At 54.1% G+C, this 19,274-nt stretch carries 14 protein-coding genes; 7 read left to right on the top strand and 7 right to left on the bottom strand.

Annotation, left to right across the window (positions count from 1 at the left end; translation table 11 throughout):
• Positions 1 to 26: 26 nt before the first annotated feature.
• Complete coding sequence (locus BS639_RS10315) at positions 27 to 1,631, top strand: glucan biosynthesis protein (RefSeq protein WP_084983046.1); 1,605 nt, start codon at positions 27 to 29, stop codon at positions 1,629 to 1,631.
• Positions 1,632 to 1,638: 7 nt separating this feature from the next.
• Here the strand turns inward: BS639_RS10315 and folK are convergent, their stop codons facing one another.
• The 6 genes from folK to thpR all read right to left on the bottom strand — a co-directional run bounded on the left by folK (position 1,639) and on the right by thpR (position 6,602).
• Positions 1,639 to 2,118, bottom strand: a complete 480-nt coding sequence (gene folK, locus BS639_RS10310) for a 2-amino-4-hydroxy-6-hydroxymethyldihydropteridine diphosphokinase (RefSeq protein ID WP_055775006.1) — start codon at positions 2,116 to 2,118, stop codon at positions 1,639 to 1,641.
• Positions 2,115 to 3,437 carry a polynucleotide adenylyltransferase PcnB gene (gene pcnB / locus BS639_RS10305; protein WP_228779738.1) on the bottom strand — a complete coding sequence of 441 codons (1,323 nt, stop codon included), beginning with the start codon at positions 3,435 to 3,437 and terminating at the stop codon, positions 2,115 to 2,117. The genes folK and pcnB overlap by 4 nt, the downstream gene beginning before the upstream one ends.
• A 296-nt stretch (positions 3,438 to 3,733) precedes the next feature.
• Complete coding sequence (gluQRS, locus tag BS639_RS10300) at positions 3,734 to 4,612, bottom strand: tRNA glutamyl-Q(34) synthetase GluQRS (protein ID WP_055775011.1); 879 nt, start codon at positions 4,610 to 4,612, stop codon at positions 3,734 to 3,736.
• Positions 4,613 to 4,686: 74 nt separating this feature from the next.
• Entirely contained in the window at positions 4,687 to 5,142 is a 456-nt protein-coding gene (gene dksA, locus BS639_RS10295) for an RNA polymerase-binding protein DksA (RefSeq protein WP_055775014.1), read from the bottom strand.
• A gap of 184 nt (positions 5,143 to 5,326) precedes the next feature.
• On the bottom strand, positions 5,327 to 6,037 hold the full coding sequence (gene sfsA, locus BS639_RS10285; protein WP_084983045.1) for a DNA/RNA nuclease SfsA: 711 nt from the start codon (positions 6,035 to 6,037) through the stop codon (positions 5,327 to 5,329).
• A 16-nt stretch (positions 6,038 to 6,053) separates the two neighbouring features.
• Positions 6,054 to 6,602 carry an RNA 2',3'-cyclic phosphodiesterase gene (thpR, locus tag BS639_RS10280; protein ID WP_084983044.1) on the bottom strand — a complete coding sequence of 183 codons (549 nt, stop codon included), beginning with the start codon at positions 6,600 to 6,602 and terminating at the stop codon, positions 6,054 to 6,056.
• Positions 6,603 to 6,740: 138 nt separating this feature from the next.
• Between thpR and hrpB the strand changes: the two genes are divergently transcribed.
• From hrpB to fhuB, 6 genes are all read left to right on the top strand, one after another.
• Positions 6,741 to 9,179 (top strand): ATP-dependent helicase HrpB, encoded by a 2,439-nt coding sequence (hrpB, locus tag BS639_RS10275; protein WP_084983043.1) that lies wholly within the window; start codon positions 6,741 to 6,743, stop codon positions 9,177 to 9,179.
• 184 nt (positions 9,180 to 9,363) lie between these two features.
• A complete protein-coding gene (mrcB, locus tag BS639_RS10270) occupies positions 9,364 to 12,003 on the top strand; it encodes a bifunctional glycosyl transferase/transpeptidase (RefSeq protein ID WP_055775026.1) in 2,640 nt (879 codons plus the stop codon).
• 288 nt (positions 12,004 to 12,291) lie between these two features.
• The gene (gene fhuA, locus BS639_RS10265; protein ID WP_084983042.1) at positions 12,292 to 14,514 is read left to right on the top strand and encodes a ferrichrome porin FhuA; all 2,223 of its coding nucleotides are present in this window, start codon (positions 12,292 to 12,294) and stop codon (positions 14,512 to 14,514) included.
• Positions 14,515 to 14,615: 101 nt separating this feature from the next.
• Positions 14,616 to 15,398 carry a Fe3+-hydroxamate ABC transporter ATP-binding protein FhuC gene (gene fhuC / locus BS639_RS10260; RefSeq protein ID WP_139804085.1) on the top strand — a complete coding sequence of 261 codons (783 nt, stop codon included), beginning with the start codon at positions 14,616 to 14,618 and terminating at the stop codon, positions 15,396 to 15,398.
• A complete protein-coding gene (gene fhuD, locus BS639_RS10255) occupies positions 15,398 to 16,309 on the top strand; it encodes a Fe(3+)-hydroxamate ABC transporter substrate-binding protein FhuD (RefSeq protein WP_084983041.1) in 912 nt (303 codons plus the stop codon). The genes fhuC and fhuD overlap by 1 nt, the downstream gene beginning before the upstream one ends.
• The gene (gene fhuB / locus BS639_RS10250; protein ID WP_084983040.1) at positions 16,306 to 18,294 is read left to right on the top strand and encodes a Fe(3+)-hydroxamate ABC transporter permease FhuB; all 1,989 of its coding nucleotides are present in this window, start codon (positions 16,306 to 16,308) and stop codon (positions 18,292 to 18,294) included. Before fhuD ends, fhuB begins: the two co-directional genes overlap by 4 nt.
• Before the next feature lie 98 nt (positions 18,295 to 18,392).
• Here fhuB and BS639_RS10245 read toward each other — a convergent pair whose 3' ends face one another.
• The gene (locus BS639_RS10245) at positions 18,393 to 18,926 is read right to left on the bottom strand and encodes an RICIN domain-containing protein (RefSeq protein WP_084983039.1); all 534 of its coding nucleotides are present in this window, start codon (positions 18,924 to 18,926) and stop codon (positions 18,393 to 18,395) included.
• Between the last annotated feature and the right edge of the window lie 348 nt (positions 18,927 to 19,274).

The following is a 19,274-nucleotide window of genomic DNA, read 5'->3' as shown; positions in this document are numbered from 1 at the left end:
TTTTCAATCATGGATTGGTGCTGCTTATGGTTACACGACGTGACTTGCTTACTTATACCTCATTCTCAATGGCGCTGGCTGCCTTAGGTTTTACCCCAGAAGTGTTTGCCGCTCAGCGATTAAAACTCGGGTCTGAAAGCCCTTTTTCTTATGATGCGTTGGTGCAACGGGCAAAAGAAAGTGCCGCAAAACCCTATCACGCGCCCGCTCAGGTTGCTGAAAGCGCACTCGCCAATATAAATTACGACGTATACCGAAAAATCATCTACAACCCTGATTATGCACTCTTTAATACGGGAGTGAGCCGTTTCCCCGTCACCTTTTTTAGCGTGAATAGCTTGCATCGTACGCCGGTGAAAATGTCAGTCGTTGAAAATAATCACACCCGCGAGATTATTCAAAGTATCGATTATTTTACGTTCCCCGATAATGCCCACGGCGTTTCCCCAGATTTGAAAGGTAATGTTTTTAGCGGTTTTCGTATTTTAGAAAATCAGCAGCTACTCAAAAAACACTCTGAGAAAGACTGGGTATCATTCATCGGCGCCTCTTATTTTCGTGCCGTAGGTGAGCAGGGACAGTTTGGACTGTCGGCGCGCGGTATTGCGATTAACACCGTGCTGGGCGACACCCAAGAAGAGTTCCCCGAATTCACGCACTTCTGGTTCGAGACACCGCAAGAGGATAGCAATCAACTGGTGGTCTACGCGCTACTCGACGGCCCAAGTATTTGCGGCGCCTATCGATTTGTATTGCAACGCACCAAAGGTGTGGTGATGGACGTTGATTGTTCGCTGTTTTTACGCCAAGACGTTGGCCGGTTGGGTATTGCCCCGCAGACTTCGATGTTCTGGTTTTCGAAAATGGCGAAAGGATCGGCTTCCGACTGGCGGCCAGAAGTGCATGACTCCGACGGTTTGGCAATGTGGACCGGCAAGGGAGAGCATATTTGGCGGCCGCTGAACAATCCGCTTCAGGTGAGAGTCTCGGCTTTTAACGACAACAACCCACGCGGTTTTGGTCTGCTGCAAAAAGATCGCGACTTCAAGAGTTATCTAGGGTCCGTCGGCTATGAGCGACGTCCAGACTTATGGATAGAACCGAAAGGTGAGTGGGGCGAAGGCGCTGTGCAGCTGGTTGAAATCCCGACCGATGACGAAATTTACGACAACATTGTCGCGATGTGGGTACCAAAGCAGGAGGCGAAAGCCGGAAGCGAACATCAATTTAGCTATCGGCTGCACTGGTTGGCCGATGAGCCTTACCCGTCAACGTTGGCCCGGTGTGGGTCAACGCGGCTGGGTCGAGGCGGTAACCCTGGGGCTTATCCTGATCCCGACGCGCGTAAATTTATCGTCGAATACCGAGGTGAGGTTTTAGATGTACTGCCTGCCGACGCTAAGCCCGAGGCCGTTATCTGGGCATCACGCGGCACGATTGAAGGTGTTAAGGTCGAAAAGGCACCGGGTGGTCAAGGCAACTGGCGCGCCGTATTTGACCTACACGTTGAGGGCAAAGAGCCGGTAGAGCTTAGGCTCTTTCTTAAAGAGGGCGATAAAACGCTGTCAGAGACTTGGATGTACCAATATCTGCCCTTCCGTTCTTCACCGAGGCCGTTGCAGGGGATTTAGCACTCGATTACCAGCGCGTAAGCCCGTTTAGCGGCACGCGCTTTAGCAGCTCCAGCAGCGTCTCGCCGTCGGGGAAGACGATATCAGGGGCGATTTCAGCCAGCGGATAAAGCATGAACTCGCGGTTCTTGATGTCGTAATGCGGCACCGTGAGGCGCTCGCTGGCAATAATTTCATCGCCATAAAGCAGCATGTCGAGGTCCAGCGTGCGTGGTCCCCAACGTTCTGCTTTGCGCACCCGACCCTGATTCTGTTCGATAGACTGCGTTCCGTCGAGCAGCTCGTGTGCTGGCAGGTGCGTATCAAGTGCGACTACGGCATTGAGGAAGTCTGGCTGGTTCTGTGGACCAAGGGGTTTACTGCGATAGAACGAAGAGGTTTGCACCAAACGGGTACGGGGTAAATGCGCCAGAGCCTCCAGCGCACAGTTTACCTGGTCCACCGGCTTGGCAAGATTACTGCCAAGCGCAATGTAAACCCGAATCATTGACTATTGCCCGCACGCGGAGCGCGCTTGCGAGGACGACGCGTGCGGTTACGACGCGGGGCTGCATCATCCCCCAGCGTGCCAAGCATGTTTTTTTGCGAAGCGGGGGTTGCTTCCTGGAACTCGCTCCACCACTGCGTCAGGCTTTGCAGCTCACGATGTTGCTCAACCTCGGCGCGCAGCGCCAGCAGGTCAAAGGCGGCGCGGAATTTCGGATGTTCCATCAGCTTGTGCGCACGTTTACCCTGACGACGGGAGAGGCGCAACTGTAGCGCCCAGATATCACGCACCAGCGTAGTAATACGTTTCGGGATGGCCAGCGAACGGCACTGTTCGTCCAGCACGTCGTTCATCGCCAGCGAGAATGCGTCGTAATAGGTCAAGCCGCCTTCTTGCGCCAGCTTCTGAGCATGCTCAATGACCGGATACCACAGCATAGCGGCGAACAGAAACGCCGGATTAACCCGCATGTCATTGTGCAATCGATGGTCGGTGTTTTTCAGCACCTGATCCAGTATGCGCTCCATCGGACTGTCGCCACGCTCGGTAAACTGACGAGCGATCAGTGGGAACAGCGGTTGGAACAGCTGATATTCACGCAACAGCTGGGCGGTTCTAAAACCATAGCCGGCCTGCAGCAGTTTAAGCGACTCTTCAAACAGACGCGCCGGGGGAATTTCATGCAGCAGAGCCGCCAGGCGTGGAATAGGCTCGGCGGTTTCTGGACTGATGGTCATCTCCAGCTTAGCGGCAAAACGCACGGCGCGCAGCATGCGAACGGGGTCTTCGCGATAACGTGTCTCAGGATCGCCAATCAGGCGGATAACGCCGTCCTGCAAGTCCTTAAGGCCGCCGGTGTAGTCACGCAGCGTGAAATCTGAAATTCCGTAGTACATGCTGTTGATGGTGAAATCACGACGTTGAGCATCTTCTTCAATCGAACCAAAGATGTTGTCGCGCAGCAGCATGCCATTTTGCGCCTGCTGAGAGAGATTTTTGTCCTCTGTTTCCTCAAGCTGCTCGTGGTGTCCACGGAAGGTGGCGACCTCAATGATTTCCGGTCCAAACATGACGTGGGCCAGGCGAAAACGACGTCCCACTAAACGACAGTTTCGAAACAGTTTACGCACCTGTTCCGGCGTAGCGTTGGTCGTAATATCAAAGTCTTTCGGCTTTTTGTCTAGCAGCAGGTCACGGACACCGCCGCCAACCAGGTAAGCTTCATAGCCGGATTTATTCAAGCGATAGAGCACCTTCAGCGCATTGTCACTGATGTCTCTGCGCGAAATATTGTGACGCTCACGCGGGATAATCGTCATGGTATCGGACGACGCGTCGCTGTGTTTGCTCACAGATTTTTGCTGTGCTGGTTGAGTGCGCGGCGACTGGCGAGGTGCGCTGCGTCTTTCACGTGGCTCAGGCGCACGCGCCTTCACGTGTTCAACTTCAGAAGAAGTGACGGGATCGCGGTGGCCTTTATCCTCGTGAACAGGTGTCTCCTCACGAATGATTTTATCTTCACGAACTAGCACCTTACGGCAAAAATTGGCTACTCGGGTAAAAATGGTACACCTCGATAGTGACGGATAAAAATGGCGCAACTTAAAAACAGCGGCTAATCATAGCTCACACTGGCTTTGCGTGGAACTTTTTCCAACGACCAATGCGTTACGGCCCAGCGTAATAATAAAGGCAAAGTTAAATCCTGCCAGCTTTCTGGTAAAGATTGTCCCAAAAAAATCAGGGTTTGCACAATTATTGGTCGCGGATCGCCGGTGGGCAACGCAGGAGCATGGTTTTGCTTCGATAATTTGTCGCCGTTGGCGTTGCAGGCCAAAGGTAAGTGAACGTAACTGGGCGGCGGTAATCCTAAATGCTGATACAGCGACAGTTGACGAACCGTTGGGGCAATCAGGTCAGCGCCGCGCACGATGTGGTTCACCCCCTGAAAATGGTCGTCGATGACCACCGCCAGGTTATAGGCAAACAGTCCGTCGCGACGACGAACAATAAAATCTTCTTCGGCAAGGCCAATATCAGCGATAAATTCGCCTTGCAGCTCATCGTGAAAACGCGCCACAGGCAACGTTTGGTGCAAACGTATGGCCGCATTCTCTGGCCCGTGCCCAGCACAGCGACAGTGCCCGTCGTACGTGCCGCCCAGCAGTGAAATGCGCTGACGCGTGCAGGTGCAGTAATAACTTTTACCCTGCCGATGCAGCCAGTCCAACGTTTCGCGATAGGCCTCATGACGTCGAGACTGCCACACCACCTCGCCGTCCCACTCCAGTCCGTATTGCTCGAGCGAAGCCAATATTCGGTCTGCGCTGCCTGCCACTTCTCGTGGAGGGTCGAGGTCATCAATGCGCACGAGCCATTTCCCGCCGAGTGAATGGGCGTGCAAATAGCTACCGAGTGCGGCAATCAGAGAACCAAAGTGGAGATCACCCGAGGGTGAAGGAGCAAAACGACCAATATAGGGAGAGGTAGACATAGCGGGGACTTCTTTTTCAGGAGAGCGCGGTGGGCATCATAATCGTAATGCCGCACCGCGTGAGATCCCGTAACTTAGCCAGCCATCTGCTTTTCGCGGATTTCTGCCAGAGTTTTACAGTCGATGCAAAGATCGGCGGTAGGACGAGCTTCAAGACGGCGGATACCAATCTCTACGCCACAGGATTCACAGTAACCGAAATCCTCGTCTTCCACTTTTTTCAACGTTTTCTCAATTTTTTTAATCAGCTTACGTTCGCGATCGCGGTTACGCAGTTCAAGGCTGAACTCTTCTTCCTGAGTGGCACGGTCTGCCGGATCAGGGAAGTTGGCTGCTTCTTCCTGCATGTGCGTAACGGTACGGTCAACTTCATCCCTAAGCTGATTGCGCCAGGCTTCAAGAATTTTTTTGAAGTGGTCCAGCTGGGCGCCGTTCATGTACTCTTCGCCTGGCTTCTCTTGATACGGCTCCACCCCAGCGATGGCGAGAATGCTCAGGGACGAGGTTTTACGGGTTTTCCCTTCTTGCATGATGCTTCTCCTACATAACGCACTATCGATCCCCAACGTGGGGAAAAAATCAGGCCGCTATAAATACCAGAAGGCGGGGAGGTTGGCAATTATTCCTCACAGCCACTTGACAAGCATGTGATGGAAAGCGTATCCGCACCCGACGGTTTTAGCTGCTGACGACTTCAATTCAGTAAATCTACAATCATTGTTTAGAGACGAGGTGCAGCGGTTTAGCGAGGTGAATTCCCTCTGCCGAAAGAGCGGCACCATAACAGATTACTTCAACTCCATTTTGCTGCACCTGCGCCAATAATTCTGCGTAGCGGGGATCAATATGGTGTGCCGGAGCCACAGTTTCAATGCCTGAATGCAATACAGCGAAAAATAATACCGTTCGCTGACCCTGTTCTGCCATCGCCTGCAACTCACGTAAATGCTTTTGGCCGCGCAGCGTCACCGCATCTGGAAAGTATCCACAGCCGTGTTGCAACAAGGTGACAGATTTCACTTCAATATAGCAGTTAGGTCGGTTATCCGCCTGTAATAGCAGGTCTATCCGGCTATTTTCAGCACCGTATCGCACTTCTGCCGTCAGTTTACTGTAACCGGATAATTCGGGAATACGATCGTTTTCAATCGCCTCTCGTACCACCTGATTGGCGCGCAACGTGTTCACGCAGATCCAGTGTCCGCTCTGCGTTTCAGATAATTCCCAACTGTTGGCATACTTCCTTTTCAGATTGTCCGAGGTCGAATACCACACAGTATCGCCCGGCGTTGCGCAGCCGGTCATGGCACCGGTATTGGCGCAGTGCAGGGTTAATTCACGGCCATCGGCCGTTATCACGTCGGCGAGAAAACGTTTGTAACGTTTGATAAGCGTTGCCGGTTGAAGTGGGGGGAAGAATTGCATCAAATCGACTCTCTGATTAACCAGGTAATGGCGGCGCGGCGAGTAATGGCCAGCTTTGCAGGCATTGATAGCGCGTGCGTCCCTGATGAAAGCGGGACTCGTAAAGCGAAAAATCGGTCGCATCGAGCTGCCACTGCGGCGTTGCCGCCGGTAAGGCTACGGGACGCGTTGCGCCGCGCAGCAAGGACACGTGCGGATGAAACGGCAAGGTCGACTGATGGCAGCCGTTGCGCGCCGCGTGTGAGCGCAGCAGTGAGGCTAGCTGCAGCAGTGCGAGCGGTGCGCGGCGGGTTCCTAGCCAAACAACGCCGGGCCTCGGCCAATGACCCAGGTCGTCGAGCCGCAGGCTGAAGGCGGGGGACTGAATTCGCGTGGCAATTTCGCGCAGTACGCCCGCCTTTTGGTCACTGACATCGCCCAGAAACGCCAGCGTTAGGTGCAGGTTTGCGGCGGCAACTGGACGTCCGTCTTCCGGTTCAAAATTGTCCGCGCGCCACCGTATGACCTGCTTTTGCAGCGCCGTTGGCAGAGAAAGGGCAAAGAACAGGCGGCGTGATTCAGGCATTAAATTTCCTTTGAGGTAACAACGCTGGACGCGGCCACATACCGCCAGCGAGCCTGAATGCTACAATTCATCCCGCCCGGCGACAATTTTTTCTATTACAATGCCGAGCCTTAATCTTGAATTTATCATGGAGAGTCCGTGTCCTTACTGCCCGTGGGTGCCGTACTGAACCAAATTATTGCAGCGCTGCAACAGGCGCCGCAGGTGTTGTTGCATGCACCCACCGGCGCGGGGAAATCCACCTGGTTACCGTTGCAAATCCTCAAGTCGGGCATTTTCCCCGGCAAAATTTTGCTGCTTGAACCGCGCAGGCTGGCGGCCAAAAGTGTGGCTCACCGGTTGGCTCAGCAGTTGGGCGAACAGCCAGGTCATACTGTTGGCTATCGCATGCGGGCTGAGTCCAAAATCAGCGCCGAGACGCGTCTTGAGGTGGTGACCGAAGGTATTTTGACCCGTATGGTGCAGCAAGACCCGGAGCTGGCCGATTATTCGCTGGTGATCCTCGACGAGTTTCACGAACGCAGTTTACAGGCCGACCTGGCGCTTGCGCTGCTGCTCGACGTACAGCAGGGGCTGCGGGAAGATTTGCGTCTGCTTATTATGTCGGCCACGCTTGATAACGCTAGACTTTCACCCTTATTGCCCGATGCGCCGGTGATTATTTCGCAGGGACGCAGTTTTCCGGTCGAGCGTGATTATCTGCCGCTGGCCAGCCACGAACGCCTTGATGAAGGCGTTGCGCGCATCGTAAGCCGATTGATGGCAGAAAACAGCGGCTCGATGCTGCTGTTTTTACCCGGCGTAGCGGAGATAACGCGTACGCAAAATCTGCTTACCGGCAGGTTGGGCAACGAGGTTGATCTCTGTCCGCTGTATGGCGCGCTTTCGCTCGAACAGCAGCAAAAAGCCATTCAGCCTTCGCCCGCTGGCCGCCGTAAAGTGGTGCTGGCGACTAACATTGCCGAAACCAGTCTTACGATTGAGGGCATTCGACTGGTCGTCGACAGCGGGCTGGAGCGCAGCGCGCAGTTTGATTTGCGCACCGGATTGACGCGACTGATTACGCAGCGCATCAGTCAGGCGGCGATGACCCAGCGTGCAGGGCGTGCAGGACGACTTGAAGAAGGTCAGTGCTGGCATTTGTTCAGTAAAGAACAGGCCGAGCGCGCGACACTGCAAAGCGAAGCCGAAATCTTACATAGCGATTTGAGCGGTTTATGGCTAGAGCTTTTGCAGTGGGGATGCTTTGATGCTTCGCAACTGATCTGGCTGGACGCGCCGCCCGCAGTGGCGCTTGACGCTGCCCGGCGACTGCTTGCGTCACTTGGCGCCGTCGATGCTCAGGGCAAACTGACCGCGCTGGGACGCAGTATGTCGCAGTTGGGCTGTGAACCCCGTCTGGCGGCGATGCTGGTGCAGGCCGAACGCCAGAGCAGTGACGCGCTGGCCACCGCGGCCCTGCTGGTGGCAATAATAGAAGAACCCCCGCGCGGCGGACAGCCGGATATCGATTATTGGCTGAGTCGCCCACAGCCTCACTGGCAGCGTCGTGCGCGCCAACTGTTTCAACGTCTGTCACGCAGCAGCGGTCAGGTTGACGTTTCGCTGGCACCTTGGCTACTGGCAGAGGCGTTTAGCGACAGAATTGCCGAGCGCCGCGGCCTTGATGGCCGGTATTTGCTGGCTAACGGACTCGGCGCTTCGCTGTCACAGGATGACGCGCTGAGCCGCGCGGCCTGGCTGGTTGCGCCACAGTTGCTACAGGGCAATAACAGCCCTGACGCCCGTATCCTGCTGGCGATCACTTTGGATGCTACCCAGCTTGCGACGCGCCTGCCCCACGCCGTAAAAGAGCAAACAGCCGTGGAGTGGGATGAAGAAAAAGGCACGCTCCGCGCCTGGCGTCGCTGGCAGGTGGGGCGGCTGGTGCTAAAAGCGCAGCCGTTATCCAAGCCCGCCGATGAAGATTTGCAGCAGGCGTTACTTGAGTGGGTCCGCGCTCAGGGACTGCAGGCTCTCAGCTGGTCGCCGCAGGCCGAACAGCTACGAGTGCGTTTAGGCTGTGCTGAAAAATGGCTCCCTGAACGGGAATGGCCAGCCGTGGATGAGCAGAGCCTGCTTGATTCGCTTGAACAATGGTTGTTGCCGTCATTAAACGGCGTGCGTAGCCTGCGGGCGTTGCAGCAGATTGATCTGAACGACGCGCTGCTGCGCCTGATGAATTGGAGCCAGCGCCAGAGTCTTGACGCGAATTTACCTACTCATTATACCGTTCCGACTGGCAGCCGGCTGGCAATCCGCTATCATAGCGACCAACCCCCGGCGCTCTCGGTGCGTTTACAGGAGATGTTTGGCGAGCAGCGCAGTCCGATGCTTGCCGAGGGGCGCGTGGCGGTGGTGCTGGAGTTGCTGTCACCGGCGCATCGTCCATTGCAGATAACCAGCGATTTGGCCGCCTTCTGGCAGGGCTCCTATCGCGAGGTTCAAAAAGAGATGAAAGGCCGCTACCCTAAGCATCCGTGGCCTGATAATCCCGCCGAGGCCGTGCCGACGCGCAGGACTAAAAAATATTCGTAGTTCGCGTATGCAGCAAATTTTCAGACCTTTCTTCTATACGAGGAGAAAGGCGGAGCACAGAGTAAGCGCCAGTTTGACACAGCCCTTATTTTAAAGCGTTTATTTCAAATAACTGCCGTTTTTTATGATTGTAAAAGATAGCATCCGGCATTTTTTTATAAGCCGGGTCTGATGGAGATTAAGTATGTCTGGCGATGATCGCGAGCCGATTGGCCGAAAAGGCAAACCGTCACCCCCCAAGCCGAAACGTGGGCGTCCAGATCGTCGCAGTCGCGACGACGATGAAGACTCGCGCTATGTCTATCAGGGCAATGATGAGCAGGAAGATGATGACGATAGTCGCAAAGCAGCACCTCAGGAGTCGCGCATGACCCGTAAGACCGCCAAGTCGGGCAAGGGAGCCACCAGCAAAAAACCGCGTAAAAAACGCCGCTGGCTTGGGCTATTAATTAAGCTGTTTATCATTTTTGTCGTGCTGATGGCAGCCTACGGCGTCTATCTCGACTCCGAGATCCGCGGACGTATCGACGGTAAAGTCTGGCAGTTGCCGGCCGCCGTGTATGGCCGCATGGTCACGCTGGAGCCGGGTTCGCCGTATACCCAAAAAGAGATGATCAATCTGCTTGAAGGCACGCAGTATCGTCAGGTAACGCGCATTACGCGCCCGGGCGAATTCAGCGTGAAAGCCGGCAATATCGACCTGCTGCGTCGTCCTTTCGACTTCCCTGACGGCAAAGAGGGGCAGATCAACGCCCGCCTAATTTTCAAAGGCAATGAGCTTTCAGAAATCAAAAACATGGATAACAATCGCGATTTCGGGATTTTCCGCCTCGATCCGCGTTTGATAACCATGTTGCAGTCGCCCAACGGCGAACAGCGCCTGTTTGTGCCGCGCGCCGGCTTCCCGGACCTGCTGGTGCAGACGCTGATTGCTACCGAAGACCGTCATTTCTATGAGCACGACGGCATCAGTCCTTATTCAATTGGCCGTGCTTTCCTTGCCAACGTTACCGCCGGACACGCGGTGCAGGGCGGCAGTACGCTGACTCAGCAACTGGTTAAAAACCTGTTCCTGACCAATCAGCGCACCCTGTGGCGTAAAGCGCGTGAAGCGTACATGGCAATTCTGATGGATGGCCGTTACAGCAAAGACCGCATCCTTGAGCTTTACCTGAACGAAGTGTATTTGGGACAGAGTGGTTCGGATCAGATACGCGGCTTCCCGCTGGCCAGCCTTTACTACTTCGGCCGTCCGGTTGACGAGCTGAGTCTTGACCAGCAGGCGCTGTTGGTCGGCATGGTTAAAGGTGCGTCGCTGTACAACCCGTGGCGTAACCCGAAGCTGGCGCTCGAACGTCGTAACCTCGTACTGCGCCTCTTGCAGCAGCAGGGCATTATCGACCAGGAGCTGTATGACATGCTCAGTGCGCGTCCTCTGGGTGTGCAGCCTAAAGGTGGGGTAATTTCTCCGCAGCCTGCCTTTATGCAGATGGTTCGTCAGGAGCTGCAGCAAAAACTGGGTGATAAAATCACCTCGATGTCTGGCGTGAAAATCTTCACCACCTTGGACCCTATCGCTCAGGACGGTGCAGAAAAAGCAGTGGAAGAGGGTATTCCTCTCTTGCGTAAGAAAAGCGGCTTCAACGATATTGAAACGGCGATGGTGATTGTTGACCGTTACACCGGTGAAGTGCGTGCGATGGTGGGCGGGGCAGAAACGCAGTTTGCCGGCTTTAACCGCGCAATGCAGGCTCGTCGTCAGGTGGGTTCACTGGCTAAGCCAGCGACTTACATGACCGCGCTGAGTGACCCGAATAAATATCGTTTGAACACTGTACTGGCCGACCAGCCGTTGTCGATCAAGCTGTCAAACGGACAAACCTGGTCACCGCATAACGATGATAATCAGTTCCGCGGTCAGGTCCTGCTGGTTGATGCGTTGGCTCGCTCGATGAACGTACCAACGGTTAATCTCGGTATGGCCGTCGGCCTTGATAACATTACCAAAACGCTGATTAATCTGGGCATTCCTAAAGAGTCATTAAATCAGACGCCATCTATGCTGCTGGGGGCTATTGCCCTCACGCCGATGGAAGTGGCGCAGGAGTACCAGACTATCGCCAGTGGCGGTAACAAAGCGCCGCTGTCGGCAGTGCGCTCGGTGATTGGTGAAGACGGCACGGTGCTTTATCAGAGCTATCCGCAGGCAGAACGCGTTGTTCCGTCAGAAGCCGCCTATCTGACGCTCTACGCGATGCAGCAGGTTGTTTCTGAAGGCACCTCACGCGCCCTGGCAGTGAAGTACCCTAAACTGCATCTGGCAGCGAAAACCGGAACTTCCAACGAACTGCGCGACAGCTGGTTTGCGGGCATCGACGGTAACCAGGTGGCGATCACTTGGGTGGGGCGTGATAACAATGCGCCTTCTAAACTGTGGGGCTCAACCGGTGCGCTGGCGCTTTATAGCCGCTATCTGAGCAACATTACCCCAATGCCGCTTGATCTGCAGGTGCCCGACGACGTTAGCATGATGAATATCGACGACAGCGGTAACTTCATCTGCAACAACGGAGGAGGATTACTGACCGGCGGTGGCCTGCGCACTATTCCTGTGTGGACCGACGATGCGCAGAAGCTGTGCCAAGCTGCACAGGCGGCTGCCTATCAACAGCAGCAACAGCAGCAGCAACTTTTCCAACAGCAGCATCCTCAGCAGCAGCAGCCGCAACAACAGGGCCAGCCGCAGCAACAGCAGCCTCAGGATGAGAAAAAAGACAGTAATGGTGTAGCAGGATGGATAAAAGACATGTTCGGCTCAAAATAGACCTGACACGGCTATTTTAGGCTTTTTCCACTCTGGCAAATGCCCAATAAACAAAGCGCGATTGATATCGCGCTTTTTTTTTATTTTTTTCCTTCTCCGCACAGCCCTTTATTCATCAGCTTTCTACCGGTTAATTGACCATAAACAATGCAAGGTTACCTAGATGGCGCTCAGTTAGCGTAAAAGGTAAATGCTCTTGCAGTTTCCTGACACTTACGCATATTATGCGATCGTTATAATAATAATTATCGTTTTCATTCCTATTTCAATGTCTCCCGGGATTAACCAATGGCCGATATGCGCACTCCGTCTGTGAATAACTGCTCAGCACCTTTCATCCGTAACAAGATTGCATTAACCGTTGCCGCCGCGCTAACCGGCTTTGTTTTTCAAGCCGTTGCGGCTGAAACGACAGCGAGTGCGCCAAAAAACGATACCATCACCGTCATCGGCGACAGCGCATCCAACGTTGCGCCTGAATCTGCCTGGGGTCCGGCGCCGACGATAGTTGCTAAACACAGCGCCACCGGCACAAAAACCGACACGCCGATTGTGAAAACGCCGCAGTCAATTTCTGTTGTCACGCGTGAAGAGATGGATACGCGCCAACCCACCACGGTAAAAGAGGCGTTGAACTATGCGCCGGGCGTGTTCGCCAGCAGAGGCAGCTCCAGTACTTATGATGCCGTGGCAATTCGTGGATTTACCTCGGTAAACACCAATCAGTATCTCGACGGCATCAAATTGCAGGGCGACAACTACTCTGAAGTGTCGATGGACCCGTATTTCCTGGAACGCGTTGAGCTGCTGCGCGGCCCATCTTCCGTTTTATACGGCAAAAGCAATCCGGGTGGCGTGATTACTATGGTCAGCAAGCGTCCGACCATTGAGCCATTACGTGAAATACAGTTCAAAATGGGGTCAGACAGCCTCTATCAAACCGGTTTCGACTTTAGCGATGCCATTGACGATGATGGCGTGTATTCCTATCGCTTAACCGGCGTAGCCCACAGCCAAAACACTCAGCAGGTGATGGCGAAAGAGAAACGTTACGCGATTGCCCCGTCTTTCAGCTGGCGTCCTGATGATAAAACCAACTTCACTTTCCTGAGTAATTTCCAGGATGACCCTGACTCTGGCTTCTACGGCTGGTTGCCGCGTCAGGGAACGGTAGTGCCTTTCTACGATGCCAATGGAAAACCGCACAAACTTTCGACCGATTTCAACGATGGAGACGGCAACAGTCGACTGTCGCGGGATCAGAAAATGGTGGGCTACAGCTTCGATCACCAGTTCAACGATACTTGGACCGTACGCCAAAACCTGCGTTATACCAAAATTGACAGCAAATATACCGGCATCTATGACACCGGATACGTGGCACCGGCGCAAATTAGCCGGGGTTATGTGGTCTCTTCCGAGAAGCTGAACAACTTCGATGTTGATACGCAGGCGCAGGCCAAATTCTCGACCGCCGCGGTCGATCACACCCTGTTGATGGGTGTCGATTATATGCGAATGAGTAACAGTATTGATGCCGATTATGGTTCTGCCAACAACCTCAGCCTGACCAATCCTGACTACAACAATTCAGATGCGAAGGGCGGCTTCCTGTACAACGTGTTAAATCGTCAGGAGCAGACGGGCCTATACGTGCAGGATCAGGCCGAGTGGAATCATTGGATCCTGACCACCGGTGCGCGATATGACATTGCAAAAACCTCAACGCTGACCCGCAGCAGCAATACGACGGCAGCCATTAAAGATCACCATATTACCTGGCGCGGCGGTCTCAACTACCTGTTTGATAATGGTATTTCACCGTACTTTAGCTACAGCGAGTCGTTTGAGCCCACGCCTGGCGCATCGGCAACCTTTCAGCCGTTTAAGCCGTCGATTGGCAAGCAGTATGAAGCCGGTCTGAAATATATTCCTGATGATCGCCCCATTAGCCTGACGGCGGCGGTGTATCAGCTCACCAAAGACAACAATCTGACGGTTGACCCGGCTAACATCAATTTCAGCGTTCAGTCTGGCGTCATCCGCTCGCGCGGCGTGGAGTTGGAGGCAAAAGCCGCCGTTAATGCCAATATTAACGTCATCGCTTCCTATACTTTTACCGATGCGAAATATACGCACGACACCAACTATCAGGGGCAGCGCCCAGTGGAAGTGCCGCGCAACATGGCCTCACTGTGGGCCGATTATACCTTCCACGAGTCGGCGCTTAGCGGCCTGACAGTAGGCTCCGGCGTGCGCTACGTAGGGGCGACGTCCAGCTTCTACACCACCGGTGAAGACAATAACAAGCCGTTCAACGTGGCGAGCTATGCCCTTGTTGATGCGTTGGTTAAATACGATCTGGCACGTGTTGGACTGCCGGGCTCTTCCGTCGGCGTCAATATTAACAACCTGTTTAACCGCGAGTACGTTGCCAGCTGCTATCGCGATTATGCCTGCTACTGGGGCACCGATCGTCAGATAGTTGCGACGGCCACCTTCCGCTTCTAATCGGTTATTCCTTGCTAAAATAGCCGGTCACAGTGCCACACTGAAACCGGCTAACTTAACGATAGGCCATTATGAAAACTGCCCATGTAGCACAGCAGCAGATGCTTGAAGACAGCATTTATCGTTTGGATCAGGTGAGTTTTACCGTGCCCGGGCGCACGCTATTAGCCCCTCTTTCGCTCACCTTCCCACAGGGAAAAGTGTGTGGATTGATTGGCCATAACGGATCGGGTAAATCCACGCTGCTTAAAATGCTCGGCCGCCATCAGCCAGCCTCGTCGGGTAAAGTGCTGCTTAACGAAAAACCGGTCGAACAGTGGGAAAGCAAAGCTTTTGCGCGTCAGGTTGCTTATCTCCCCCAGCAGTTGCCAGCGGCAGAAGGCATGACGGTTCACGAACTGGTGGCGATTGGTCGTTATCCTTGGCACGGCGCGCTGGGGCGTTTTCGACTGCATGATCGTGAAAAAGTAGAAGAAGCCATTGAGTTGGTGGGCCTTCAGCCCTTTGCCCAACGTCTGGTCGATAGCCTTTCCGGCGGCGAGCGTCAGCGCGCGTGGCTGGCGATGATGGTGGCACAAGACAGTCGCTGTCTTTTGCTAGACGAACCGACTTCCGCACTGGATATTGCCCATCAGGTTGACGTGCTGGCGCTTATCCAGCGGTTGAGTCATCACAAAGGGTTGACGGTTATTGCCGTGCTGCATGACATCAATATGGCCGCCCGCTACTGCGACCGTCTGGTGGCGTTACGCGCGGGAGAAATGATTGCCGAGGGCAATCCTGAGCAGATGATGCAGGGTGATGTTCTCGAGAAAGTCTACGGCATTCCAATGGGCATTTTGCCTCACCCAGCGGGTGGGGCACCGGTAAGCTTTGTATACTAATGCGTAATTTTCCCGATTTTACCCGCCGTCGCCTGCTGCAGGCGATGGCGATGGTGCCGCTGTTTTCAGCTTTCCCCGTATTGAGTTCTCAGCTTGCGGCCAAAAATGCGGCTATTGACCTGACTCGCATTATTGCCTTGGAATGGTTGCCTGCCGAGTTGCTTATCGCACTGGGCGTCATGCCTATGGGCGTTGCGGATATTCGCAATTATAATTTGTGGGTTGAAGAGCCCAGGCTGGCTCCTTCGGTGATTGAAGTCGGCCAGCGCACTGCGCCGAATCTTGAATTGATGCAGCAGATGAACCCGTCACTTATTCTTATCTCTCAAGGCTATGGCCCGAAAGCCAGCCAGCTTGAGTCCATTAGCCCGGTGCTGTCCGTAACTGCCAACGACGGCAGTGGTCAACCGTTGCAGCAGGCGATTCGATCGCTTCACAAGCTGGCAGAATATCTTGGCCTACAAACACGAGCCGCTCAACATTTACAACAATATCAGCAAGTTTTGGCGCAAACGCGCGATAGCGTTAAGTCCGTCGCGGACCAGCCGGTGTTGTTGTTTTCTTTCCTCGATAAGCGACACGTGCTGGTATTTGGTGAAGGCAGCCTGTTGCAGGAAGTGCTGACCGACGTCGGACTCACCAACGCCTGGAACGGCGAGAAAAACTTTTGGGGAAGTGCAACGGTAGGCATTGAACGGCTGGCGTCCATCAAACACGCCCGTGCACTCTGTTTCAATCACGGCAGTGAAGCACTGATGGCCGAAGTTTCCAAAACACCGCTGTGGCAGTCGCTGCCGTTTGTGCGTGAGGATCAGCTCAGTGTGGTGCCTGCCGTCTGGTTTTATGGCGCGACGTTTTGCGCCATGCGTTTTTGTCATATTTTATCGACCACGCTTGGGAAGCCTGTATGAATCGCCGTTCAGTCAGCCAGACGCTGGCCCTGCTTATTTCTCTTGCGGTTATCTGTATTCTGCTCAATCTGTATAACCTGCAACATCAACTTCCCCTGGCTCTGTGGCGTGAAGCGCTTTGGCAGCCCAATATCGACGACGTGCGCCAGATGCTGTTTCACTACAGCCTGTTGCCACGTTCGGCCGTGGCGCTGCTGGCCGGTGCGGGTCTTGGGCTAGTCGGGCTACTGTTTCAGCAGGTTTTACGCAATCCTCTCGCCGAACCTTCTACGCTCGGCGTCTCCGCTGGCGCGCAACTCGGCTTGACGGTCGCGACGCTGTGGAGCCTACCGGGCGGACAGATTACCCAGCAGTTTGCGGCCATGATTGGCGCGGTGGTGGTCGGGCTGGTGGTATTTGGGGTTGCCTGGGGCAAGAGAATGTCACCGGTCACGCTGATCCTCGCCGGTTTAGTGTTGGGGCTTTATTGCGGTGCTGTGAGCAGTTTGCTTGGACTGTTTAACTATCAGCAATTGCAAAGCCTGTATATTTGGAGTACCGGCTCTTTAAATCAGCAGGACTGGCACACCGCCCGTTTTCTGTTGCCGAGAGTGGGGGTTGTCTGGCTGTTAGCGTTTATGCTGCAGCGCCCGATGACGCTGCTCGGGCTGGACGACGGCGTTGCCAAGAATCTTGGCCTGGGGCTTTCGGTCGCACGCTTTGCCGTGTTGGCGCTGGCGATAGTGATGAGTGCACAGTTGGTGAATGCAGTGGGAATAATCGGCTTTATCGGGCTGTTTGCGCCGCTACTGGCCAAAATCCTCGGCGCACGGCGATTGAAATCACGGCTGATCTTGGCCCCCATTATCGGCGCACTGCTGCTGTGGTTCACCGATCAAATTGTTCTGTGGCTAGCACAAGTCTGGTTGGAGGTCTCTACGGGGGCGGCCACCGCGCTGGTGGGGGCACCGATTTTACTGTGGTTGCTGCCGCGTCTGCGAAATAGCGCGGTGCCGCCACCGATGAATATTGGCGACCACGTGCCTAATGAGCGCCATCATCTGCTGCATTGGATGAGTTTAGCGGGCGTGCTGCTGCTGGCGGGAATGGCGCTCGCGCTGTGTTTTGGCCGCGACGCGCACGGCTGGCAGTGGTCGCTGGGGCATCAGCTTGATTCACTGTTGCCGTGGCGCACGCCGAGAGTTTTTGCCGCACTGGCAGCGGGCGTGATGCTGGCCTCTGCGGGGGTGATTATTCAAAAGCTTACCGGTAACCCGATGGCGAGTCCCGAAGTCTTGGGCATCAGCTCCGGTGCCGCTTTTGGCGTGGTCATTATGCTGTTTCTGGTGCCTGGCGATGCCTTTGCCTGGCTGTTACCGGCGGGGAGCCTAGGCGCAGCAATCACGTTGGTGGTGATTATGCTGGTGTCCGGCGTCCGTCGTTTTTCCCCGGAGCGCATGCTGCTGGCCGGAATAGCGCTGAGTACTGCCTTTAATACGATATTGACACTGCTGCTAGCCAGTGGTGATCCGCGCATGGGTGGTTTGCTGACCTGGATATCTGGCTCGACCTATTCAGTGACGGCGGAGCAGGCATGGCGCACCGGCATTATTACCTTGGTACTGCTGGCGTTGGTGCCTTTCTGCCGCCGCTGGGTAAATATTTTACCGCTGGGCAGTGTTACCGGGCGTTCAGTTGGGCTGGCGCTGGCCCCCAGTCGTTTGACTCTGCTGGCCTTAGCGGCAATCATGACGGCTCTGGCCACGCTAACCGTGGGGCCGCTAAGTTTTATTGGACTGATGGCGCCGCACATGGCGCGGATGCTGGGTTTCCGTCGGGCAATTGCGCAGTGGATGATTGCCAGTCTGTTGGGCGGTCTGTTGATGGTGCTGGCCGACTGGCTGGGGCGAATGATTATCTTTCCGAATCAAATTCCGGCGGGGCTGTTGGCGACCTTTATCGGCGCACCTTACTTTATCTATCTGCTACGTAAACAGGCGTCGTAAATCAGTAATTACTCAGCGCGTAATCAGGAAATTATCAGGATTACGCGCTGTTAGGCCGCCTGATTATTGATAAAGCCGCGGTGATGAAACGGTCAACATTACTTAAATATCCACTGCTGGTTTGGCGCACCGCGGGCGGTCATTACCGCGACTGCCTCATCGCTTCCGGCTTTATAGGCGAGGGTAAGGACTTGATCCCAGTTGCCATGAACATAAATAAAACCGTCCTCTTCCTGCCATCTGTTGACCCCGTCACGTCCGGCACCAAACATTCTTACTCCTACGGCAGGCTCAGTAATGCCCTCGAGGCTGTATCTTTGCCCCTCGTCAACCTGCAGTACCCAACGGGTTCTAATGTCTTCAATGATATTGAAAAGCCTCTTTTTCGGCTTGCCCCACGGGTCATTGGAACCATCGGAATACCAGAGTTCGATATCCTCATTTTGAGGTTCAGACCGCAGACCAAAAACTCTGTCGTTAGTGTGTGAGTAGGTGATAGCGCCTTTTTCACCCGTCAATCGGTCATAGGCATCCTGACTGCCATAAGATTGGCCGCCGTAAAAACTTGCCAGGCAGTGACCGGTATCTCTATTGATAATGCGGAACTTACCTTCTGGAAATCCATTCGGCATAATATTCTCCTTGCCCTTATTGATAAGAAAATTTTAAGTATCTAGTTAAGGTTAGCTATTTTTCAAAAGAGGAAAGGGTGATCTCATAAAAAAATCAGGTTATTTAGATCTGAAATCATAGGGTTATTTGTAAAAACTCAGATTTAGCATGGTCTGTTGATACGGTTTATCCTAAAAATTAAAACGTGAATTTAATTTAATATTTTTAATGATCCGGCGTCAAAGGCCCTCACCAGCAAGTATCTCGTTTTAGCCAATTGATCCATATCAAGCAAAGTGTCACTTAACTGTGAGCAAAGACTCTGTTTTCGATATAGCTTGTCGACTTTATTTCTTAAGGACTTAGTA

The organism is Rouxiella silvae, assembly GCF_002093625.1.
Taxonomy (GTDB): Bacteria; Pseudomonadota; Gammaproteobacteria; order Enterobacterales; family Enterobacteriaceae; genus Rouxiella; species Rouxiella silvae.
The sequence above is the reverse complement of the archived record's forward strand: the minus strand, read 5'-3'. Positions and strand labels throughout refer to the sequence as shown.

Bases quoted from the DNA above. Each gene is read 5' to 3' on its own strand.
- BS639_RS10315 (WP_084983046.1), top strand. From the start codon at position 27: ATGGTTACACGACGTGACTTGCTTACTTATACCTCATTCTCAATGGCG.
- folK (WP_055775006.1), bottom strand. From the start codon at position 2,118: ATGATTCGGGTTTACATTGCGCTTGGCAGTAATCTTGCCAAGCCGGTG.
- pcnB (WP_228779738.1), bottom strand. From the start codon at position 3,437: ATGACGATTATCCCGCGTGAGCGTCACAATATTTCGCGCAGAGACATC.
- gluQRS (WP_055775011.1), bottom strand. From the start codon at position 4,612: ATGTCTACCTCTCCCTATATTGGTCGTTTTGCTCCTTCACCCTCGGGT.
- dksA (WP_055775014.1), bottom strand. From the start codon at position 5,142: ATGCAAGAAGGGAAAACCCGTAAAACCTCGTCCCTGAGCATTCTCGCC.
- sfsA (WP_084983045.1), bottom strand. From the start codon at position 6,037: ATGCAATTCTTCCCCCCACTTCAACCGGCAACGCTTATCAAACGTTAC.
- thpR (WP_084983044.1), bottom strand. From the start codon at position 6,602: ATGCCTGAATCACGCCGCCTGTTCTTTGCCCTTTCTCTGCCAACGGCG.
- mrcB (WP_055775026.1), top strand. From the start codon at position 9,364: ATGTCTGGCGATGATCGCGAGCCGATTGGCCGAAAAGGCAAACCGTCA.
- fhuA (WP_084983042.1), top strand. From the start codon at position 12,292: ATGGCCGATATGCGCACTCCGTCTGTGAATAACTGCTCAGCACCTTTC.
- fhuC (WP_139804085.1), top strand. From the start codon at position 14,616: ATGCTTGAAGACAGCATTTATCGTTTGGATCAGGTGAGTTTTACCGTG.
- fhuD (WP_084983041.1), top strand. From the start codon at position 15,398: ATGCGTAATTTTCCCGATTTTACCCGCCGTCGCCTGCTGCAGGCGATG.
- fhuB (WP_084983040.1), top strand. From the start codon at position 16,306: ATGAATCGCCGTTCAGTCAGCCAGACGCTGGCCCTGCTTATTTCTCTT.
- BS639_RS10245 (WP_084983039.1), bottom strand. From the start codon at position 18,926: ATGCCGAATGGATTTCCAGAAGGTAAGTTCCGCATTATCAATAGAGAT.